12 protein-coding genes are annotated in these 18274 nt (G+C 34.9%); 5 read left to right on the plus strand and 7 right to left on the minus strand.

Annotated features, from left to right (window positions below; translation table 11 throughout):
• Positions 1-23 precede the first annotated feature (23 nt).
• Positions 24-1367: an RIP metalloprotease RseP gene (gene rseP, locus VFS71_RS01385; RefSeq protein ID WP_326398888.1), complete on the minus strand. Its 1344-nt coding sequence runs from the start codon at positions 1365-1367 to the stop codon at positions 24-26.
• 200 nt (positions 1368-1567) lie between these two features.
• Here rseP and VFS71_RS01390 point away from each other — a divergent pair, with 200 nt between their 5' ends.
• The 5 genes from VFS71_RS01390 to VFS71_RS01410 all read left to right on the plus strand — a co-directional run bounded on the left by VFS71_RS01390 (position 1568) and on the right by VFS71_RS01410 (position 9760).
• Positions 1568-2638: an NADH:flavin oxidoreductase/NADH oxidase gene (locus VFS71_RS01390; protein ID WP_326398890.1), complete on the plus strand. Its 1071-nt coding sequence runs from the start codon at positions 1568-1570 to the stop codon at positions 2636-2638.
• A 73-nt stretch (positions 2639-2711) separates the two neighbouring features.
• A complete protein-coding gene (locus VFS71_RS01395; RefSeq protein ID WP_326398892.1) occupies positions 2712-3752 on the plus strand; it encodes a Gfo/Idh/MocA family oxidoreductase in 1041 nt (346 codons plus the stop codon).
• A 321-nt stretch (positions 3753-4073) separates the two neighbouring features.
• Entirely contained in the window at positions 4074-5285 is a 1212-nt protein-coding gene (locus VFS71_RS01400; protein WP_326398894.1) for an MFS transporter, read from the plus strand.
• Between the two features lie 269 nt (positions 5286-5554).
• On the plus strand, positions 5555-8392 hold the full coding sequence (locus VFS71_RS01405) for a TonB-dependent receptor (protein ID WP_326398896.1): 2838 nt from the start codon (positions 5555-5557) through the stop codon (positions 8390-8392).
• Positions 8393-8410: 18 nt separating this feature from the next.
• On the plus strand, positions 8411-9760 hold the full coding sequence (locus VFS71_RS01410; RefSeq protein ID WP_326398898.1) for a DUF5689 domain-containing protein: 1350 nt from the start codon (positions 8411-8413) through the stop codon (positions 9758-9760).
• Between the two features lie 107 nt (positions 9761-9867).
• Here VFS71_RS01410 and VFS71_RS01415 read toward each other — a convergent pair whose 3' ends face one another.
• From VFS71_RS01415 to fabF, 6 genes are all read right to left on the minus strand, one after another.
• Positions 9868-11985: a glycoside hydrolase family 97 protein gene (locus tag VFS71_RS01415; RefSeq protein ID WP_326398899.1), complete on the minus strand. Its 2118-nt coding sequence runs from the start codon at positions 11983-11985 to the stop codon at positions 9868-9870.
• A gap of 487 nt (positions 11986-12472) precedes the next feature.
• On the minus strand, positions 12473-14119 hold the full coding sequence (locus VFS71_RS01420) for a DUF6377 domain-containing protein (RefSeq protein WP_326398901.1): 1647 nt from the start codon (positions 14117-14119) through the stop codon (positions 12473-12475).
• A gap of 104 nt (positions 14120-14223) precedes the next feature.
• Positions 14224-15654, minus strand: coding sequence for a pyruvate kinase (gene pyk / locus VFS71_RS01425; protein ID WP_326398902.1), 1431 nt, complete (start codon positions 15652-15654; stop codon positions 14224-14226).
• 5 nt (positions 15655-15659) lie between these two features.
• Positions 15660-16148: an IPExxxVDY family protein gene (locus VFS71_RS01430; protein ID WP_326398904.1), complete on the minus strand. Its 489-nt coding sequence runs from the start codon at positions 16146-16148 to the stop codon at positions 15660-15662.
• Positions 16149-16262: 114 nt separating this feature from the next.
• On the minus strand, positions 16263-17003 hold the full coding sequence (rnc, locus tag VFS71_RS01435) for a ribonuclease III (RefSeq protein ID WP_326398905.1): 741 nt from the start codon (positions 17001-17003) through the stop codon (positions 16263-16265).
• Positions 17004-18263, minus strand: coding sequence for a beta-ketoacyl-ACP synthase II (fabF, locus tag VFS71_RS01440; protein ID WP_326398906.1), 1260 nt, complete (start codon positions 18261-18263; stop codon positions 17004-17006). It lies immediately after the preceding gene.
• Between the last annotated feature and the right edge of the window lie 11 nt (positions 18264-18274).

Here is an 18274-nt window from a genome sequence, read left to right on the forward strand (position 1 = left end):
AAAAGCAAAAATAACATTCTTTTTTATTTGCCTACAATCGCTTTATAAATATCGTTTCCATTAGCAAAAAGCAATAGGCTGATAAGTAATACAAAACCAACCATTTGGGCATTCTCCAAGAATTTGTCACTTGGTTTTTTACCGCTCACGATTTCAAACAATAAAAACATTACGTGACCTCCATCTAGTGCCGGAATAGGCAATAAGTTCATAACTCCAAGCATAATGGATAATATTGCTGTGATGCTCCAGAAAACTTCCCAGCTCCAAGAACTTGGGAAAATGTCAAATATGGCTTTAAAACCACCTACTTGTTTGTAAGCTTTAGTCTCTGGATTGAAAATCATTTTTAATTGTTTTCCATATCCCACCAATTGGTCTTTCCCTTTTTCAATTCCAAAAGGAATCGATTCCATGAAACTGTATTTTTGATGAGTAATTTTGTAATAACCTAATTTTTCTAAAGATTCAAGACCCAAACCACCAAGTTGAACGCCTAATTTACCTTCATTGTTTACTTTTACGTTTACAGCTACTTGTTTCTGATCTCTCAAAACTAATGCTGTAATGGTTTTGTTTTTGTTGTTTTCTAAAATTACTTTGGCTTGATCAAGATATTTTGTTGTTTGCCCATTTAGAGACAAAAGAATATCCTTTACTTTAAGGTCTTTGTTTAAAGATTCGTCAGGTACGTTTCCGATAACGAATGGGATTCTGATAGTAGCTAATGGAGCTTTCTCGAATTTTGACAATTGATCCACAAAATCATTTGGCATTTTAATTGTTTCTTGCACGCCATTTCGTTCAATAACCACTTGTTTAGCCAAAATAACTTTAGAGCTTATTTCTTTGTCAAAACGTACAATTTTTTCACCATCAACAGCTACTATTTTATCGCCAGATTTGAATCCGGCATTAATCATTGCTTGATTTTCGATCAAAAGACCGTCTTTCATATCGGCATTTGCAATATAGGAATCTCCATAAGCATAAGCCATACCTATATATATGATGAAAGCAAGTATAAAGTTGACTGTTACACCACCTAACATTATAATCAAACGTTGCCAAGCCGGTTTGGATCTAAATTCCCATGGTTGTGGAGGCAGAGCCATTTGTTCCTTGTCCATGCTTTCGTCAATCATACCGGATATTTTCACGTAACCGCCAAGAGGCAGCCAACCAATTCCGTATTCGGTTTCGCCAATTTTCTTTTTTAGAAGGGAATATTTAACGTCAAAAAATAAATAAAATTTCTCGACTCTGGTTTTGAATAATTTTGCAGGAATGAAATGCCCTAATTCGTGAAGTATAATAAGTAATGATAAGCTCAATAAAAATTGAGAAAGCTTGATAACTATTTCCATTTTTTAATTTTCGGTTCTTTAATGACGGACAAAAGTACTATTTTCTATTTTATTATTTGCGCTATATTTTTTTGGATCGTTTTAAATGTTTGTTAATTAATGCATTTTTCATTTTTATTTTAAAGTTAGTGCAATAACTTTACTACATAAAAATCTTGTTTTAATGCAATTTGGCTTAAAACATTAATACACTTGTATTTATGTCTTCACAATTATTTTCTCCATTACAAATAAAAAGCATCACACTCAAAAACAGAATTACAATTTCACCCATGTGCCAATATTCGGCGGAAGATGGTTTTGCCAATGATTGGCATTTGGTACACCTTGGAAGTCGAGCTACGGGTGGTTCGGGTTTAGTTATTCAGGAAGCTACAGCTGTTTCTCCAGAAGGAAGAATTTCTCCTAGTGATTTAGGTATTTGGAGCGATGATCACATCAAAAAATTGCAGTCTATCACCAAGTTTATCATTAGCCAGGATTCAGTTCCGGGAATACAATTGGCTCATGCAGGTCGAAAAGCCAGTGTTTCGTCTCCTTGGTATGGCAATAAAAAATTAGCTCAAAATCAAGGCGGGTGGGAAACTGTTGCGCCAAGTGCAATTGCCTATCATGATAATGAACAAACCCCAACAGCATTAGATAAAGCAGGAATTCAAAAAGTAATTGCCGATTTTAAATTGGCAACTAGAAGAGCTGAGAAAGCAGGATATCAAGTACTTGAAATTCATGCAGCACACGGTTATTTATTGCATCAATTTTTGTCTCCTTTATCTAATGCCAGAACGGATGAGTATGGTGGTTCTTTTGAAAACCGTATACGATTGCTTTTAGAAGTGCTACAAGCGGTTCAGTCAGAATGGTCCAAAGAGTTTCCTTTAATGGTAAGAATCTCTGCTACAGATTGGGCTGACAGTGGTTGGAATGCTGAAGAATCAGTGCAACTTTCTAAAATTCTAAAAGAGAAAGGAGTCGATTTAATTGATGTTTCTTCAGGCGGATTGGTGTCTCATCAGCAAATTCCTTTGGGTCCTAATTATCAGGTTCATTTTGCTGAAAAAATTAAAAAAGAAACGGGAATTTTGACTGGAGCTGTTGGTTTGATTACTAGTTCACAACAGGCCGAAGCTATTGTAGCGAGCGGTAAAGCCGATCTTGTTTTGTTTGCCAGAGAGTCATTGAGAAACCCAAATTTAGGTTTGACTTTTGCTCAAGAATTGGGAGTTGATGTTCAATGGCCAAAGCAATATGACAGAGCTAAAATGAGATAGGACTCTTTCTTAATGACTTTTTTACAAACTCTTTTTGAGACTTGTAAGCATTAAATTTAAAAAATAATAAAACATGCAAAAAATAAAAACCGCATTATTATCCTATGGAATGTCTGGAAAAGTTTTCCACGCTCCTTTTTTGGATTTTCATCAAGGATTTGAATTGGTTGGTTCTTGGGAAAGAAGCAAGCAATTAATTCAATTGGATTATCCAAATGTAAAAAGTTATGCAACTATTGAAGAATTGCTTCAGGATGATATTGATTTGGTAATTGTAAATACGCCGGTCGGAACTCATTTTGAATATGCTAAGCAAGTTTTGCTTGCAGGAAAGCATGCTGTGGTAGAAAAGGCTTTTACCACTACTGTTGCCGAAGCTCAGGAATTAGTGAATTTGTCCAAAGAAAAAGGATTGAAGCTTTCGGTTTTTCAGAATCGAAGATGGGACAGCGACCTTAAAACAGTACAAAAGGTTGTTTCCGATAAAGTGTTGGGAGAATTAGTGGAAGCCGAATTTCATTTTGATCGTTATAATCCGTTGTTGAGTCCAAAAGGGCATAAAGAAACTGCCAATTCTGGTGCTGGAATTCTAAAGGATTTAGGGCCGCATTTAATTGATCAAGCATTGTTTTTATTTGGGTTTCCCCAAAGTGTTTTTGCTGATATTCGTGTGACTCGTGAACATTCATTGGTAGATGATTGGATTGATATTTTGCTTTATTATTCGAATTTTAGAGTGCGTTTGAAAGCTGGTTTTTTTGTTAGGGAAGCCAATCCTGCCTATGTTATTCACGGAAAAAAAGGTTCTTTTCTGAAACCTCGAGGCGATGTGCAAGAAGATGAGTTGAAACTAGGAAAGAAACCAAATCTTACTACTTGGGGGAAAGAAGCTCCTGGTTATGAAGGATTGTTGCATACAGTGATCGATGATAAAATTATTAAAGAGAAAATCCCAACATTGCAGGGCAATTATTATGATTTTTTTGAAGGTGTTTATCAATCAATTATTAATGATGCCAAAGAACCGGTTACGGCTAAAGAAGGATTGCAGGTGATGCAAATTATTGAAGCTGCTTTAGAAAGTAATAATCTAGGAAAAGTTATTATGTTGTAAAAAATGATGTTTTTAACACTCAATATCTTGGTTTACGCTTGGGTGAGGGATAGGAGCTAGCTACCGAAGTAGCGCGGATAGCCCGACAGCATTAGGGAAAGGGACCGACTAAGCGATATGCTGAGTTGGTCCCTTTTTCTAATGGTGGCACCTCCACACGAGCTTTTGCGAACTGACGAAGTAAATGTTTCTTATTTTGAGGGGATTATTTGCTGTTTTTTCTAACAATAACGTTATAATTTATTGTTGAGGAGGGGTTTGTGTCTTTGGATTGTTTCTTTTCGTACTTTTGACACAAAGGATTCCCAAAAAACAATTATTTTGATAGATTTAAACTTTTTAGGTCGATTTAAGGCCAAGGGCAAATACAAGAAAAACTATCGAGATGCTAAAGCGTCTTATTTGGTTCGAATTCGATGGGCGGTATCAATGTTTTATTTTGCTATGGGGTTGTGTTTTGCTACATGGGCAAGTCGTATTCCAACGATAAAATCAGCATTGAACTTAAGCGATGGTCAGTTAGGAAGTATTCTTTTTGCCTTGCCTGTAGGACAATTAACGATGATGTATTTTTCGGGTAAATTGGTTACGCGTTATGGGAGCCATCGGATTTTGCCTTTTGCGATTATAATGTATGCGGTGAGTTTAACAAATTTGGGACTGGCTCAAAACGCATGGCAATTGGCTCTTGGATTATATGCTTTCGGAATCTTTGGTAACCTCACTAATATTTCTGTAAACACCCAAGGCGTTTATACAGAAGGACTTTTTAGAAGAACTATTATGTCTTCATTCCACGGGATGTGGAGTTTGGCCGGATTTACAGGTGCATTGGTAGGATTGGGAATGTTGGCATTACAACTCAGTACGTATACCCATTTCCTAATCGTTGCTTTTATTGCATTTTTGTTGATTGCATTAAATTTTAAATTTTTGATTAAGGCCAAAGAACCCATTAAAACAGAGAAGAAAAAAGGATTTAGTAAACCAGATGCCACTTTAGTTTCACTTGGAATTATTGGATTTTGTAGTATGGCCAGTGAAGGAATTATGTTTGATTGGAGTGGTGTTTTTTTTAAAGACATAGTCAAAGCACCAGGAGCTTTAATAATTTTAGGCTACACTTCATTTATGATTATGATGGCAAGTGGTCGTTTTTTTGGAGATAAATTGATTAATAGATTTGGACGAAAAACAGTAATGAAAATTAGTGGAATTATGATTTCATCTGGTTTCTTCACAGCGGTTGCGTTTCCTTATATAATCCCTTCCGCAATTGCTTTTATGGTTATTGGTTTGGGAGTTTCTACAGTTGTACCTACTTTATATAGTATTGCAGGTAAACACCCAACAATCCCTACCGGCGAAGCTTTGACCACTGTTTCAAGTGTTAGTTTCCTTGGTTTTTTGATGGGACCGCCCGTTATAGGCTACATTGCCGAACTTTTTAGTTTGCGATTCTCATTCGCCTTTATTGGAATTTTCGGTTTTTTCATCGCTTTTATGGTTAGCCGAATTAAGGCTATTGATTAGATCTATAATTTTAAATTATTTCTTTGATTTTGTTATAATTAAGAAAATAGAGACTATTTAAATATTAATTAATAGTTTTTTTCTTAAGTTTGCGGCCTATGTTTTAATCGAATGATTAGTTTATTCGATTGAAAACTAAGATGCCACATTTGATTTAGGCTTTATCGCTTATTTTTCCCAAAAACATTTTATCCTTTTTTTAAACGAATCTAATTTTTGGATGCGTTGTGTTTTGCATGCAACGTATTCCAAATGTTTACAAAACAAGTATGGGTAAATTTTGGTTAGGAATGCTTTTTTTATTGAAAATGTCTTTTTTATTTGCCCAAAAACCAACAGGAATTAAGGGAAAAATAATCGATGCTAAAACTCAAAAACCATTAGAAAATGTTGTGGTTACGATTGCAAACACGCAGTTGATGCAACTCACTTCAAGTGATGGTGTTTTTAGTTTTTATGCTGTTGTAGCCGGAAATCAATTGATGCTTTTGCGCAGCCAAGGATTTAAGGATGTGATATTGCCAGTTGTGGTTACTAAGGACCAAATGTTGGATTTGGGAGCTATTCCATTAGAGGATAATCAAACTTCGGAGCAACAAACGGGTATAATCACGCTACTCGAAAGTGATTTAAGTGATGACAACAGCGGCTCAGAAAGTACGTCGGGACTTTTGCAATCTTCCAGAGATGCTTTTCAGCAAGCTGCGGCTTTCAATTGGGGACAGGCCCGGTTTAGGATTCGGGGATTGGACAGCCAATATGCGACGACGATGATCAACGGTGTTACAATGAACAAACTGTTTGACGGAAGACCACAATGGGGGAATTGGGGAGGATTGAATAATGTGATTCGGAATCAGGAATTTACTGTGGGTTCTTTTCCTTCAGATTATGCTTTTGGGGGCATTTTGGGAACTCAGGAAATCAATACCCGAGCTTCGATTTACAAACCGGGAACGATTTTATCTTTTTCGCGGACCAATACTAATTATGATTGGCGAATGATGGGAACTTATGCTTCCGGAATGAATAATAAAGGTTGGGCATTTGTGGTTTCGGCAGGAACCCGATGGGCTGAGGAGAGCTATTTTGAAGGAACAAATTATAATGCAATTGCCGGTTTTATTAGTGTAGAAAAGAAAATAAATGAACGCAATTCACTGAATTTCTCCGGATTCTACACGCCTAATTCCAGAGCCAAAAATTCGCCAAATACTGCAGAAGTTACTGAATTAACAAGCTACAACTACAATTCGTATTGGGGTTGGCAAGATGGCAAAAAGCGAAACGCCAGAATAAAAACCATTGAGGAGCCTATCTTGATGCTGAACCATTTTTGTACTATCGATGATTATTCAACGCTGAATTCAAGTTTGACCTATCAATTTGGAAAAATCACAAACAGTAATATTGATTACCAAAACAGCAATAGCCCTGATCCAACTTATTATAGAAAGATGCCGAGCTATTACAGTTCGATGTATGCTCCTGATAATGGGGAGTTTTCAGGAGAATTTACTCCCGATTATGAGAATGCCGAGAAAAGCAAAGAACAGTTTTTAGAGAATAATCAAATTGATTGGAATGCGTTGTATTATGCGAATCAAACTCCAATTTTGGACACCAACGGGAGAATAACAGAATATATTCCAGCCAAAAGCAATTATGTTTTATATGAAGACCGAACGGACGACCAAACGATAACAGCCAATTCTAACTTCAATACACAAATAAGCGATAATCTTTACTTGACTGCTGGAGGTTTTTACAGCCATTTAAAATCCCATAATTACCAACAATTGACAGACTTATTGGGAGGTTTGTATTTTGACGATATTGATGTTTTTTATAATGGAAATCAGGCGCAATCAGATTTGAACCATCCCGACAGGCAAGTTGTGGAGGGAGATACTTATGGATACAACTTTAATTATGTTGCCAATACTTTAAACCTTTTTACCAACTTTAAATTTACTTACGACAAAGTCGATTTTTATTTGGCTCAAAATTTCATAAGCACAACTTATCAACGAGAAGGTTTGTTTCAAAATGGGATTTATCCAGCCAATTCTTTTGGAGAAAGTGAGAAAGTTCAATTTGAGAACTTTGGTTTCAAAGGCGGAATGCTTTTTAAAATTTCGGGGAAACAGCAGTTAAATTTTAATGGAGCTTATCTTTCTAATGCGCCCACAATTCGGAATACATTTCCTAATTCCCGTTTGAACAATTCGGTTGTTGCTGGTTTAGAAAATGAAAACATAAGCAGTTTGGATGCGAGTTATTTTTATCGGACCCCAAAATGGCAAACCCGTCTGACTCTTTTTTATGCCAAAATAAAAAACGTTACACAAACATCTTTCTTTTATGCCGAGGGAATATTTGATGATGGGGCAGGATATGCTAATACCGATGCTTTTGTGAGCCAGACCTTAACACATTTGGACAAGAAGAATGTAGGTGCGGAATTCAGCTTTCAATACCAATTAAGCCCAACGTTAATGACTAGTTTTTCGGCAGCTTACGGTCAGTTTACTTTTGAAAGCAATCCAAATGTCACCATAACCAATGATGCTCAGGCTACTACTGAAAATCCCAATCCAGTATTCGATTTTGGAACTTCATCATTAAAAAATTACCATCAAGCTGGAATGCCACAACAGGCATTTGCTCTAGGGATCGAATATAGAGACCCCAAATATTGGTGGGTTGGTACCAATATTAATTATTTGGCTAATAGTTTTATAGATATTTCGCCAATCTCTAGAACGGCTACATTTTATAAAAATCCTGCAAGCGGTTTCAATTTTCCTGAAGCTTCAGAAGAAAGAGCTAGAGAGTTATTGAAGCAAGAAGAATTTGATCCTACTATTTTGCTAAACATTTCAGGAGGGAAATCCTGGAAAATAAAGGGAAAGAATGTTGGGCTTTTTGCAACTATAAATAATGTTCTGGATTTTAGCTATAAAACTGGAGGATATGAACAAGCCAGAAATGCAAATTTTAGGCAACTCAATCAAGATGTTTCGAGTGGAACACCCAATTTTGGCAACAAATATTTTTATGGTTACGGGAGAACGTATTTTGTAAACCTGTACATCAATTTATAAATTTTAAACAAAAGAAAAATGAATTTAAAATTACATACTATTTTTTTAGCAGTTGCAATGACTTTTGGGAGCTGTGTAAAAGAAGAATTTGATGTGCCAAAATTTACTTGCACTCAACCCGATTTGATAGTAAATCGAACCGTTGAAGAAGTGCGTGCCAGCACAAGTTCAATAGTCACACAATATACATACGATGATATTATTGAAGCGTATGTGGTTTCCAGTGATGAGGGAGGGAATTTTTTCAAGACGATTTCGTTTCAAACTTTGGAGACAGCGACAACTCCGGCGATGGGTTTTAGTATTCCGGTGGATGCTTCAAATACGTACATTGATTTTAGGCTGGGTAATAAAGTTTATATCAAATTGAAAAATCAATATACGGATATTTACTTCGGCGGGATGCGAATTGGGAGCATCTATGTTAATACGTATAACGAAGGGGGTGTTGGTAGAATTTCTCCAAACGATTATAAAAATGTATTGAATGCTTCCTGCACAATGGTAAGTGAGGAGCTTCTGGTTAGGTCTATTTCTATTGCTGATTTGTTAAAAGATTCGAATATCAATACACTGGTGGAATTGTCGGAAGTTCAATTTACAAAAGATGCTATTGGACGCCATTATTATGAGGAATCCAATGATGTTGGTGGAGGAACCAATTGGAGTCTGATGGATAAATTAGGGAATCAAGTGCTGTTTCGTACGAGTAGTTTTGCCGATTTTGCTGATAAAATTGTTCCGGACGGAACTGGAAAAGTGCGAGGAGTTTTGACCAAGTTTGGTTCTGACTATCAATTATTGGCACGTTCTGAAAAAGATGTGGCGCTTACAGGAACTGCTGCTGTTCCATTCTTTTCCGAAAACTTTCAAAGTGTCGAAACCAATACCAAACTCAATCTTCCGGGCTGGTCAAATATGGTGCAAAAAGGAACAAAGTTTTGGCTTGGGACTATGTACGCAGGAAATGGATATGCGGAGTTTAATACAACAGGAACCAAAGTAGCATCAAATATAGCCTGGCTGATTTCTCCAAAAATTGATATGGATCTACATACCAATGAAATGCTTACTTTTAGAACGGCACAGCATCATTTGGATGTGGATTCTCCTTTAAATTCGCTCGAAGTATATGTCTCTAATGATTTTGATGGCTTGAATATTGCCAAAGCCACTTGGGTTCCGCTCACAGTTGTATTGCCTAAACAAGCTACACCTTGGTACCAGTTTGTGGGTTCTGGCGGAGTGGATTTGTCAACCTATACAGGGAAAATAAACATTGCTTTCAAGTACGTTGGCTCGGGTAAAAACCTTGCTTTGGACGGTGCTTTTCAAGTCGACGATGTTCAGATTTTCGGCGATAAATAAAGAGTTTGGTTATAAAGCATAAAAATTAAGGCTCATTAAGTTTTTGATTCTTAATGAGCCTTAATTTCTTAATGGTTATTTATTCTGTCAGGAATTCGAATAAATTATTATTTTTTGTTTTCAACGATACTTATTGCATAACCACCACCGGCAGCACTCAATTGAGAAAGTTTGGATGTATTTGTCACCTGTATTTTTCGAACGATATATGCTTGTGGATTTGTTTTATAATTAGCGTCTTTTCCATCAGCATAAATAGTGGCTGTGTATTTTTTTCCTTTTTCCAGAAAAGCAAAATTTATGTTCGAAGTACGAGGTTCATATCCATTTACATTCCCAATAAACCAGTTGTTTGTTCCTTTTGCTTTTCTAGCTACGGTTATATATTGTCCTGGTTCTGCTTCCAGATAGTTGCTTTCGCTCCAATCTACCGCTACATCTTTAATGAACTGGAATGCATCCAGAAATTTATTGTAGTGTTCTGGAAAATCTGCAGCCATTTGCAACGGACTGTAAAGTGTTACGTATAATGCCAATTGATTGGCAATAGTGCTGTTTACGTGTGATTTATTGTTGGGACTAAATTTGCTTAAATCCATTTCAAAAATACCAGGAGTATAATCCATTGGTCCACCGATTAATCGAGTAAAAGGTAATAATGTTACATGGTTAGGTTTTGAACCACCAAAAGCCTGGTATTCTGTTCCCCTAGCGGCTTCGTTACCAATTAAGTTTGGATAAGTTCTGCAAATACCAGTTGGTCTAACCGCTTCATGGGCATTAACCATAATTTTATATTCAGCGGCTTTTTCTATTGCGTATTGATAGTGATTTATCATAAATTGATTGTAATGATTATCACCATTTGATATGATACTACCTACATAGCCACTTTTTACGGCATCGTATCCATTGTCTTTCATGAATTGGTAAGCTTTATCCATATGACGCTCATAGTTACGAACCGAACCAGATGTTTCATGGTGCATAATCATTTTTACACCTTTGGATTTTGCATATTCGTGCAATCCCTTAACATCAAAGTCTGGGTAAGGAGTTACAAAGTCAAAAACGTAATCTTTGTAGTGACCAAACCAGTCTTCCCAACCTTCATTCCAGCCTTCAACTAACACAGCTCCAAATCCATTAGCGGCAGCAAAATCAATATATTTTTTAACATTTGCAGTATTTGCACCATGTGTTCCGTTTGGTTTTGCTTTAGAAAAATCAGTAACACCAAGTTGTACCGACGGGAATTCATCTGTGTAAGACCACGAACTTTTTCCAGAAATCATTTCCCACCAAACACCAACATATTTTATAGGTTTAATCCAAGAGGTGTCTTCAATTTTGCAAGGGTCATTTAAGTTTAAAGTCATTTTTGAAGCCAGTATTTCTCTAGCGTCATCACTTACGATAATTGTTCGCCAAGGAGAATGTGTAGGTGCTTGAATATATCCTTTGTCTCCTTTTTCATCTGGAGTTAACCAAGATTCAAATACCATATTTTTGTCATCCAAATTCAAGTGCATACAAGAATAATTGATTAATGCGGCTTCGTGTAAATTGATGTACAATCCGTCATTTGTTTTCAACATAAGAGATGTTTGCACACCAGTTGGTGAAAAGGAAGTTTGCGATAAATTTTCAGTTTTCGCTTTTTCAGTTAAGCCTCTTATTTCAGATAATTTCGAAGTGGTGTAATCGTATTCTTGAGTGTCAAAATCTCCAGGAATCCAATAAGCAGTATGGTCTCCTGTCATTGCAAATTGAGTTCTCTCTTCTTTTATAACAAAATAAACCAAGTTTTTTTGGGTTGGGAATTCATATCGAAAACCTAAACCATCATTAAACAATCGAAAACGAATGATGATTTGTCTATCAGTATCTTTTTGATTTAATGTAACTGCCAATTCATTATATTGATTTCTGATATTTTCCACTTCTCCCCAAACCGGTTTCCAAGTTTCATCAAAAGTGGCTGTTTTGGCATCAATTACTGTAAAATCATTCAATAAAGATTTTTTATCGTTTTTAAGTTCAAGACCTAATTTACTTGGCTTTATAACAGTTTTGTCTTTGTAGTTTAAACTATAACTTGGAGTTCCATCTTTTTGTAAAGTAAATTCCATAATGAATTTTCCATTCGGGGATTTCAACTGTTGGGCATTCGCATATTGCAAAACCAACAAACAGAACAGAGCTGTATAAAGTAAATGTTTCATTTTTTAATATAAATTAGAGATTGATTTTTTTGAATAACTTTTGACGAAATCGATTTATTAATTGTAAAAAGGATATATCGTTTTCGTGAAAGTAAAAGTAGATGCTTTACAGTTTAAAAAATTCAATTGTTTTAAAAAAGTAGATTGTAATTTCAAAAATACAATTTAAAATATTTATAATCAACAAGTTGTAAATATTTTAAATTAAAAAAAAGTGGTGGTAAAGTAAACAGAAATTTATGTCAAAAGTAAATTTGGCTTGATTTTATAAATAATTACATTTTCATTTGGGCGTGACCCTCCGTAAAAACTTCGGGTCGGGCTTTCCGTTCCCGCTTTTTTTTATCCCAAAAAAATGGGATAAAAAAAGAGCTCCACTTCAATCCCTCACGCGAACTAATGCCAGCTAAGAAAATTGGTGGAAAACAAAACTATAAATTTTGAATAAAGATGTAAATGCAATTTATGCAAATTCCAGAAGAAGAATTTATTTATTTCCAGTTCCAATTTGTATCACTTTTTCTTCAAATTCATCTCTAGGTCCAGCCGATTTGTTTTTGAGTTGCGAACGATAATTGTAAATAGTGGAAATGGAATATCTGAGGAATACAGCAATTTTGGCACTGTCTTTTATTCCCAAACGAATGAGAGCGAAAATCCTTAATTCAGTATTGAGTTGTTCGCCTTCTTTTGGCTGAATGACATCTGCCGGGATTAATAAAGCATTAAAATCATGAATAAAATTAGGGAAGAGTTGTAAAAAGGTTTTGTCAAAATTTGCATAAAATTCCTTTAACTCATTTTCAATATATTCTTTTGATTTTACTGCGCTTACCAAATCATTCAGTTTTCCCGTAGTTGCCAATACATTTAGTTTCCGTTGGTATTCATCCAGTTTTCCTAAATAATCAGAACATTGGTCCATGTAGCGACCAATATATATTTCTTTTAAAAAATTGGCTTCCGTCAAAGTGTTATTGGACAGATTAAGTTTTTCATTGAAAGTGTTTAATTCAGAATTCAATTCAGAAAGTTTATTATTAGCCAAGCTTAAATCGCTCTTTGCTTTAGATAATTTTTTCATTTGTCTAATGAGTAAAAACAAAAGGGCAAGTAATATGAGCACTAGAAAACTGGCACTAATTAAAAACGCGACCAATTGAAATCTGTTAGTTTCGTTTTGTTGCTGATATGATTCGCTGATAATGGGAAGCATCTTTGATATTTCATAAGTCCGTAAGCGGGCATTACACACAACAGCATCGTCTAGAGAACGTTTTATATAAGTGTAAGCTCTATCAATATCACCATCTTCATAAAGTAGAAAGGCCAATGATCGAAGCGAAATATATTCTTTTTTGGCTAACTGTAAATCGGATAAAGCCGAAATACTTAGCCATTTTTTTTCCTGATTTCTATCTTTTTTCTGTTTGTAGGCTTGTGAAAGGATATAAGATATTATAGCCCGATTAGGATCATTTTGTTGAATTTTTGGAAAGAAAGGAAGTAATAAGTCAAGAGTTTCTTCGGGTTTTTTATTATCTAAATACCAATCGGCTTTTGCAATAATAAATGGATTGGAATTGTGGGGGTAAAAATTCACACAGGAATCTCGGTATTTTTTTGAAAGCAAAAGATATTTTTCTTTTTCTTGTTGAGAAGAAGCATTGTCGGCCATTTGACCATAAATTACTCTACTAACACCATAAAAAGAACCTTTTAAGTTGAGGGTAGATGTAATAGTAATGGCATTCAGTACATCGATTCCTTCTTTGTACATGCCTAATGTTCCCATAATGGAAACGAGATTAAATTTTGCCTGATTTAATCTTTCAGGATTATTCAGATTTTCCGCTATTTGGAAATTCTTTCGGGCATAAACCAAAGCCGAATCGGATTGATACGATTGGTAATCATTATACAGTTTTTGCGTAATCTTATATTTTTGCTCAGGATCAATGTTGTGTTTTAATTGCGCTTTAAGTTGGGCAATTCCGTGTTCTTTCTTTTGTGTATAATAGGAATTGTTTTCAATAGTTTTGTCTATTTCAAGCAATAGATTATTTGAATTATTTTGAGCAAATAAAGGAAATGATAGAAGTGAAATAATAAGAAACAGTGAAAAGCGATTCATTAAGGTTGGATTTGTTTCCTGTAAAAATAATTAAAAATTTAAATAAAAAACCGTCTTGAATCTTTAAGGATACAAGACGGTTTTATATTTTGATACACTAAAAGTTATTCTATTTCAGAAACTCTTAAGGTGTTTACCATTCCCTTTTCCGAAATAGGCATAGCAGCTAAGTTAATTAAGAAATCACCTTTTTTCACATATCCTTTTTCTTTCACGATGTTATTCACATCTGTAACAGTATCATCAGTACTAACTGATTTTTCGTAATAAAATGATTTTACTCCCCATAATAAATTAAGTTGAGTTAAAATTCTTTTATTAGAAGTAAAAACCAAAACGTGAGCAGAAGGTCTCCATGCTGAAATTTGGAATGCAGTATAACCACTATTAGTTAAAGTACAAATTGCTTTTGCTTTGATAGCATTGGCCATAATAGCTGCATGTTGACAAATTGTTTTAGTGATAAAACGGTTTGTTCTTACTTGTGGAGAGTTTTGAGGAACTTGGATAAGTGGAGAATCTTCAACAGCTTCAATGATTTGAGTCATTTTTTGAATCACTTGTACGGGATAATTTCCAGTAGCAGTTTCTCCAGAAAGCATTACTGCATCTGCACCATCCATCACAGAGTTCGCAACGTCATTTACTTCAGCACGAGTTGGAGTCAAACTGGTAATCATCGTTTCCATCATTTGAGTCGCAACAATAACTGGAATTCTAGCTGTTTTAGCTCTGCGAATTAATTCTTTTTGTACTAATGGCACTTCATGAGCAGGAAGTTCAACTCCTAAATCTCCTCTGGCTACCATTAAAGCATCACAATAAGCAACAATTCTATCCATGTTTTCTAATGCTTCTGGCATTTCGATTTTGGCTATAATTGGAATTTTATGTTCGGAATGTTTTGCAATCAACTCTTGTAAATCTTGTAAATCTCTTGGTGTTTTTACAAATGAAAGAGCAATCCAGTCTAGTTTTTGCTCAATTGCAAAAATAGCATCTGCAACGTCTTTCTCGGTCATTGCAGGTAATGAAATTTTTGTATTTGGTAAATTTACCCCTTTCTTTGATTTCAATTCACCACCTTGAATAACACGCGCTACAACTTCTGTTTTTTTATCGGTTTCAACGATTTCAAAAATTAATTTTCCATCGTCAAGTAATATTCTTTCTCCAGGATTTACGTCATTAGGGAAGTTTTGGTATTTCATGAATACTTTCTTTGAAGTACCAATTATATCTTCTGCAGTTGTAAAAGTGATTAAATCACCGTCATTTACAACAACTCCGTCTTCCATTACTCCAACACGTAGTTTAGGCCCTTGTAAATCTCCTAGAATCCCGGTAGTATATCCAAATTCTTCGTTTATACCGCGAATAATGCTTATCTTATTTTTTACGTCTTCGTAATCAGCATGGGAAAAATTTACTCTAAATACATTTACACCTGCTTCAATCATGTCTTTTATGATTTCTCGTGTGCTACATGCAGGCCCAAGTGTGGCTACAATTTTGGTCTTTTTGTTAGTATGCATTTGTATTAAAAAATTAAATTGTTTTTAGATTTTATTTTATTTGTGTCAACAATATATATCGTTGCTATATTGTCTATTGTATTCAATTCATTCTGTATTTTTAAAAGATTCAAATTCTCATCGCTATTTTCTATTTTTAAAAAGTAATCTACTTTTTTAAATTCAGGAAGCATATACACTTTTGTGGCAACTTCTAAATTTACATTCGAAAATAAACTCTGATTTTCTTCTTTTTGTTGTTGAATGACTTCGTTTTTATTCTGTATCAAATCCCAAGAAATCTCTTTTTTCTTTTCATAATAATGAAATCTAGAAAAATGAGCTTCTCCTTCCTTAACTGTAATTTGAATTTCTTTTATAGATTTATTCAGATTAACATGAAGTTTTTGATTGATAAAATAAGCCAATCGGTAATCTTCTAATGAAGTATGAATAGCAATAAGACTATAATCTATTTCGTCAAATTCGCCAAAATCCAGTTTATGAATTGCCATTTCATTAAAAAATAAGATGTAAATATAGTATTTCTATTGTAGCAAAAGGTTGCTTGGTGGCTATGATTTTGATATTTTATTAACGAAAACGATGTAGTATTGATAGTAGAATAGTTATTTTCTGTCAATTTTCTCTTGAAATGCAAAGTAAGCGCGTTGAGATGCTTTTTCTTCTGCTTTCTTTTTAGAAGTAGCTCTGGCTTTTGCAATTACTTTGTCATCAATACTAAGTTTTACACCAAATAAACGTTGGCCATCAATAGCATTGTCTTCAAAGATGTCATAGTGAAATTGTTTTTTCTCTTTTTGACACCATTCGATAACAAGGCTTTTGTAGCTGATTACTTTTCCTTCTAGTCGCGCAATGTCAACATAAGGAATGATTACTCTCTTTTGAATGAATTTTTCGCAATATTCATAACCTTTGTCTAAGTAGATGGCTCCAATCAAAGATTCGAATATATTACCATGTATGTTTTCTCCAAAATGATGAACAGGTACTTTGCTTTCTACAAATTGGATTAAATTTAAATCTTTGCCTAATTCATTTAAATGTTCTCTGCTAACTATTTTAGAGCGCATTTTTGTTAAATAACCTTCGTCTCCAAGTGGAGCTTCTTTAAATAAATAAGCAGCAATTACGGAACTTAGCATTGCATCTCCTAAAAATTCAAGTCTTTCGTAATTGATTGGGTTTCCTTTTAAGTCGATACGATTGGATGAGCGATGTGTAAATGCTTTTTTGTAACATTCTAAGGTTACAGGGTCGAAGCCCAGTATAGGTTGAATAGCATCAAAAAAAATCCCGTCTTCTAGAGAACGGGATTTTGAGAATATTTTTTTAAGTATACGCATTTATGCTTTGTAATCTAATTTTTTTACCAAAACGCAAGCATTGTGGCCGCCAAAACCAAATGTATTACTCATAACAACGTTCATTTCTCTTTTTTGAGCAACGTTAAAAGTAAAGTTTAATTTTGGGTCAATATTTTCATCATCCGTAAAATGATTGATTGTTGGAGGAACAATGCCATGTTTTAATGAAAGAATACAAGATATAGCTTCAATAGCTCCAGTAGCACCAAGTAAGTGACCAGTCATTGATTTTGTTGAATTCAAATTCATTGTGTAAGCGTGCTCGCCAAAAACGTGTAGAATTGCTTTAGATTCTCCAATATCACCAAGAGGAGTTGAAGTTCCATGCATATTTACACCGTCTACATCAGTTGGTTCTAAACCAGCATCTCTCAAGCAGTTTAACATTACATTTTTAGCCCCTAATCCTTCAGGATGTGGTGCAGTTATGTGATAAGCATCTGCAGACATTCCGCCTCCGCCAATTTCACAGTAAATTTTTGCTCCACGTGCAACAGCGTGTTCGTATTCTTCTAGAATTAATGCTCCGGCACCTTCACCTAACACAAATCCATCTCTGTCTTTGTCCATCGGTCTAGAAGCTGTTTTTGGATCGTCATTTCTGGTTGATAAGGCATGCATAGCATTAAAACCTCCCATTCCAGCAATTGTTACAGCTGCTTCTGAACCACCGGTTACTATTGCATCTGCATGACCTAGTCTAATGTAATTGAAAGCGTCAATGATTGCGTTTGTTGATGATGCACAAGCTGAAACCGTTGTAAAATTTGGGCCTCTAAGTCCATATTTCATTGAAATTAGACCACCTGCAATATCTGCAATCATCTTTGGTATGAAGAAAGGATTAAACTTTGGAGTACCATCTCCGGCGGCAAAATTAAGAACCTCTATTTGAAAAGTTTCTAATCCTCCAATTCCTGAACCCCAAATAACACCTACTCTGTCTTTATTTATTTTGTCAAAATCGAAACCGGCATCTTTTACAGCTTCTTCTGATGCAACCATCGCGTATTGCGCGTAACGGTCCATTTTTCTTGCCTCTTTTCTGTCTATAAAGTCTTCAACATTGAAGTTCTTTACTTCACAGGCAAACTGTGTTCTAAACTTTGAAGCATCGAAATAGGTTATTGGAGCTGCTCCGCTAACACCATTGATTAGACCATTCCAAAATTCCTCAATATTGTTACCAATGGGAGTAAGAGCACCAAGGCCTGTTACAACAACTCTTCTTAAAACCATAACGTTTTTAT

The sequence above is a fragment of the Flavobacterium sp. genome, from assembly GCF_035760125.1.
GTDB lineage: Bacteria > Bacteroidota > Bacteroidia > Flavobacteriales > Flavobacteriaceae > Flavobacterium.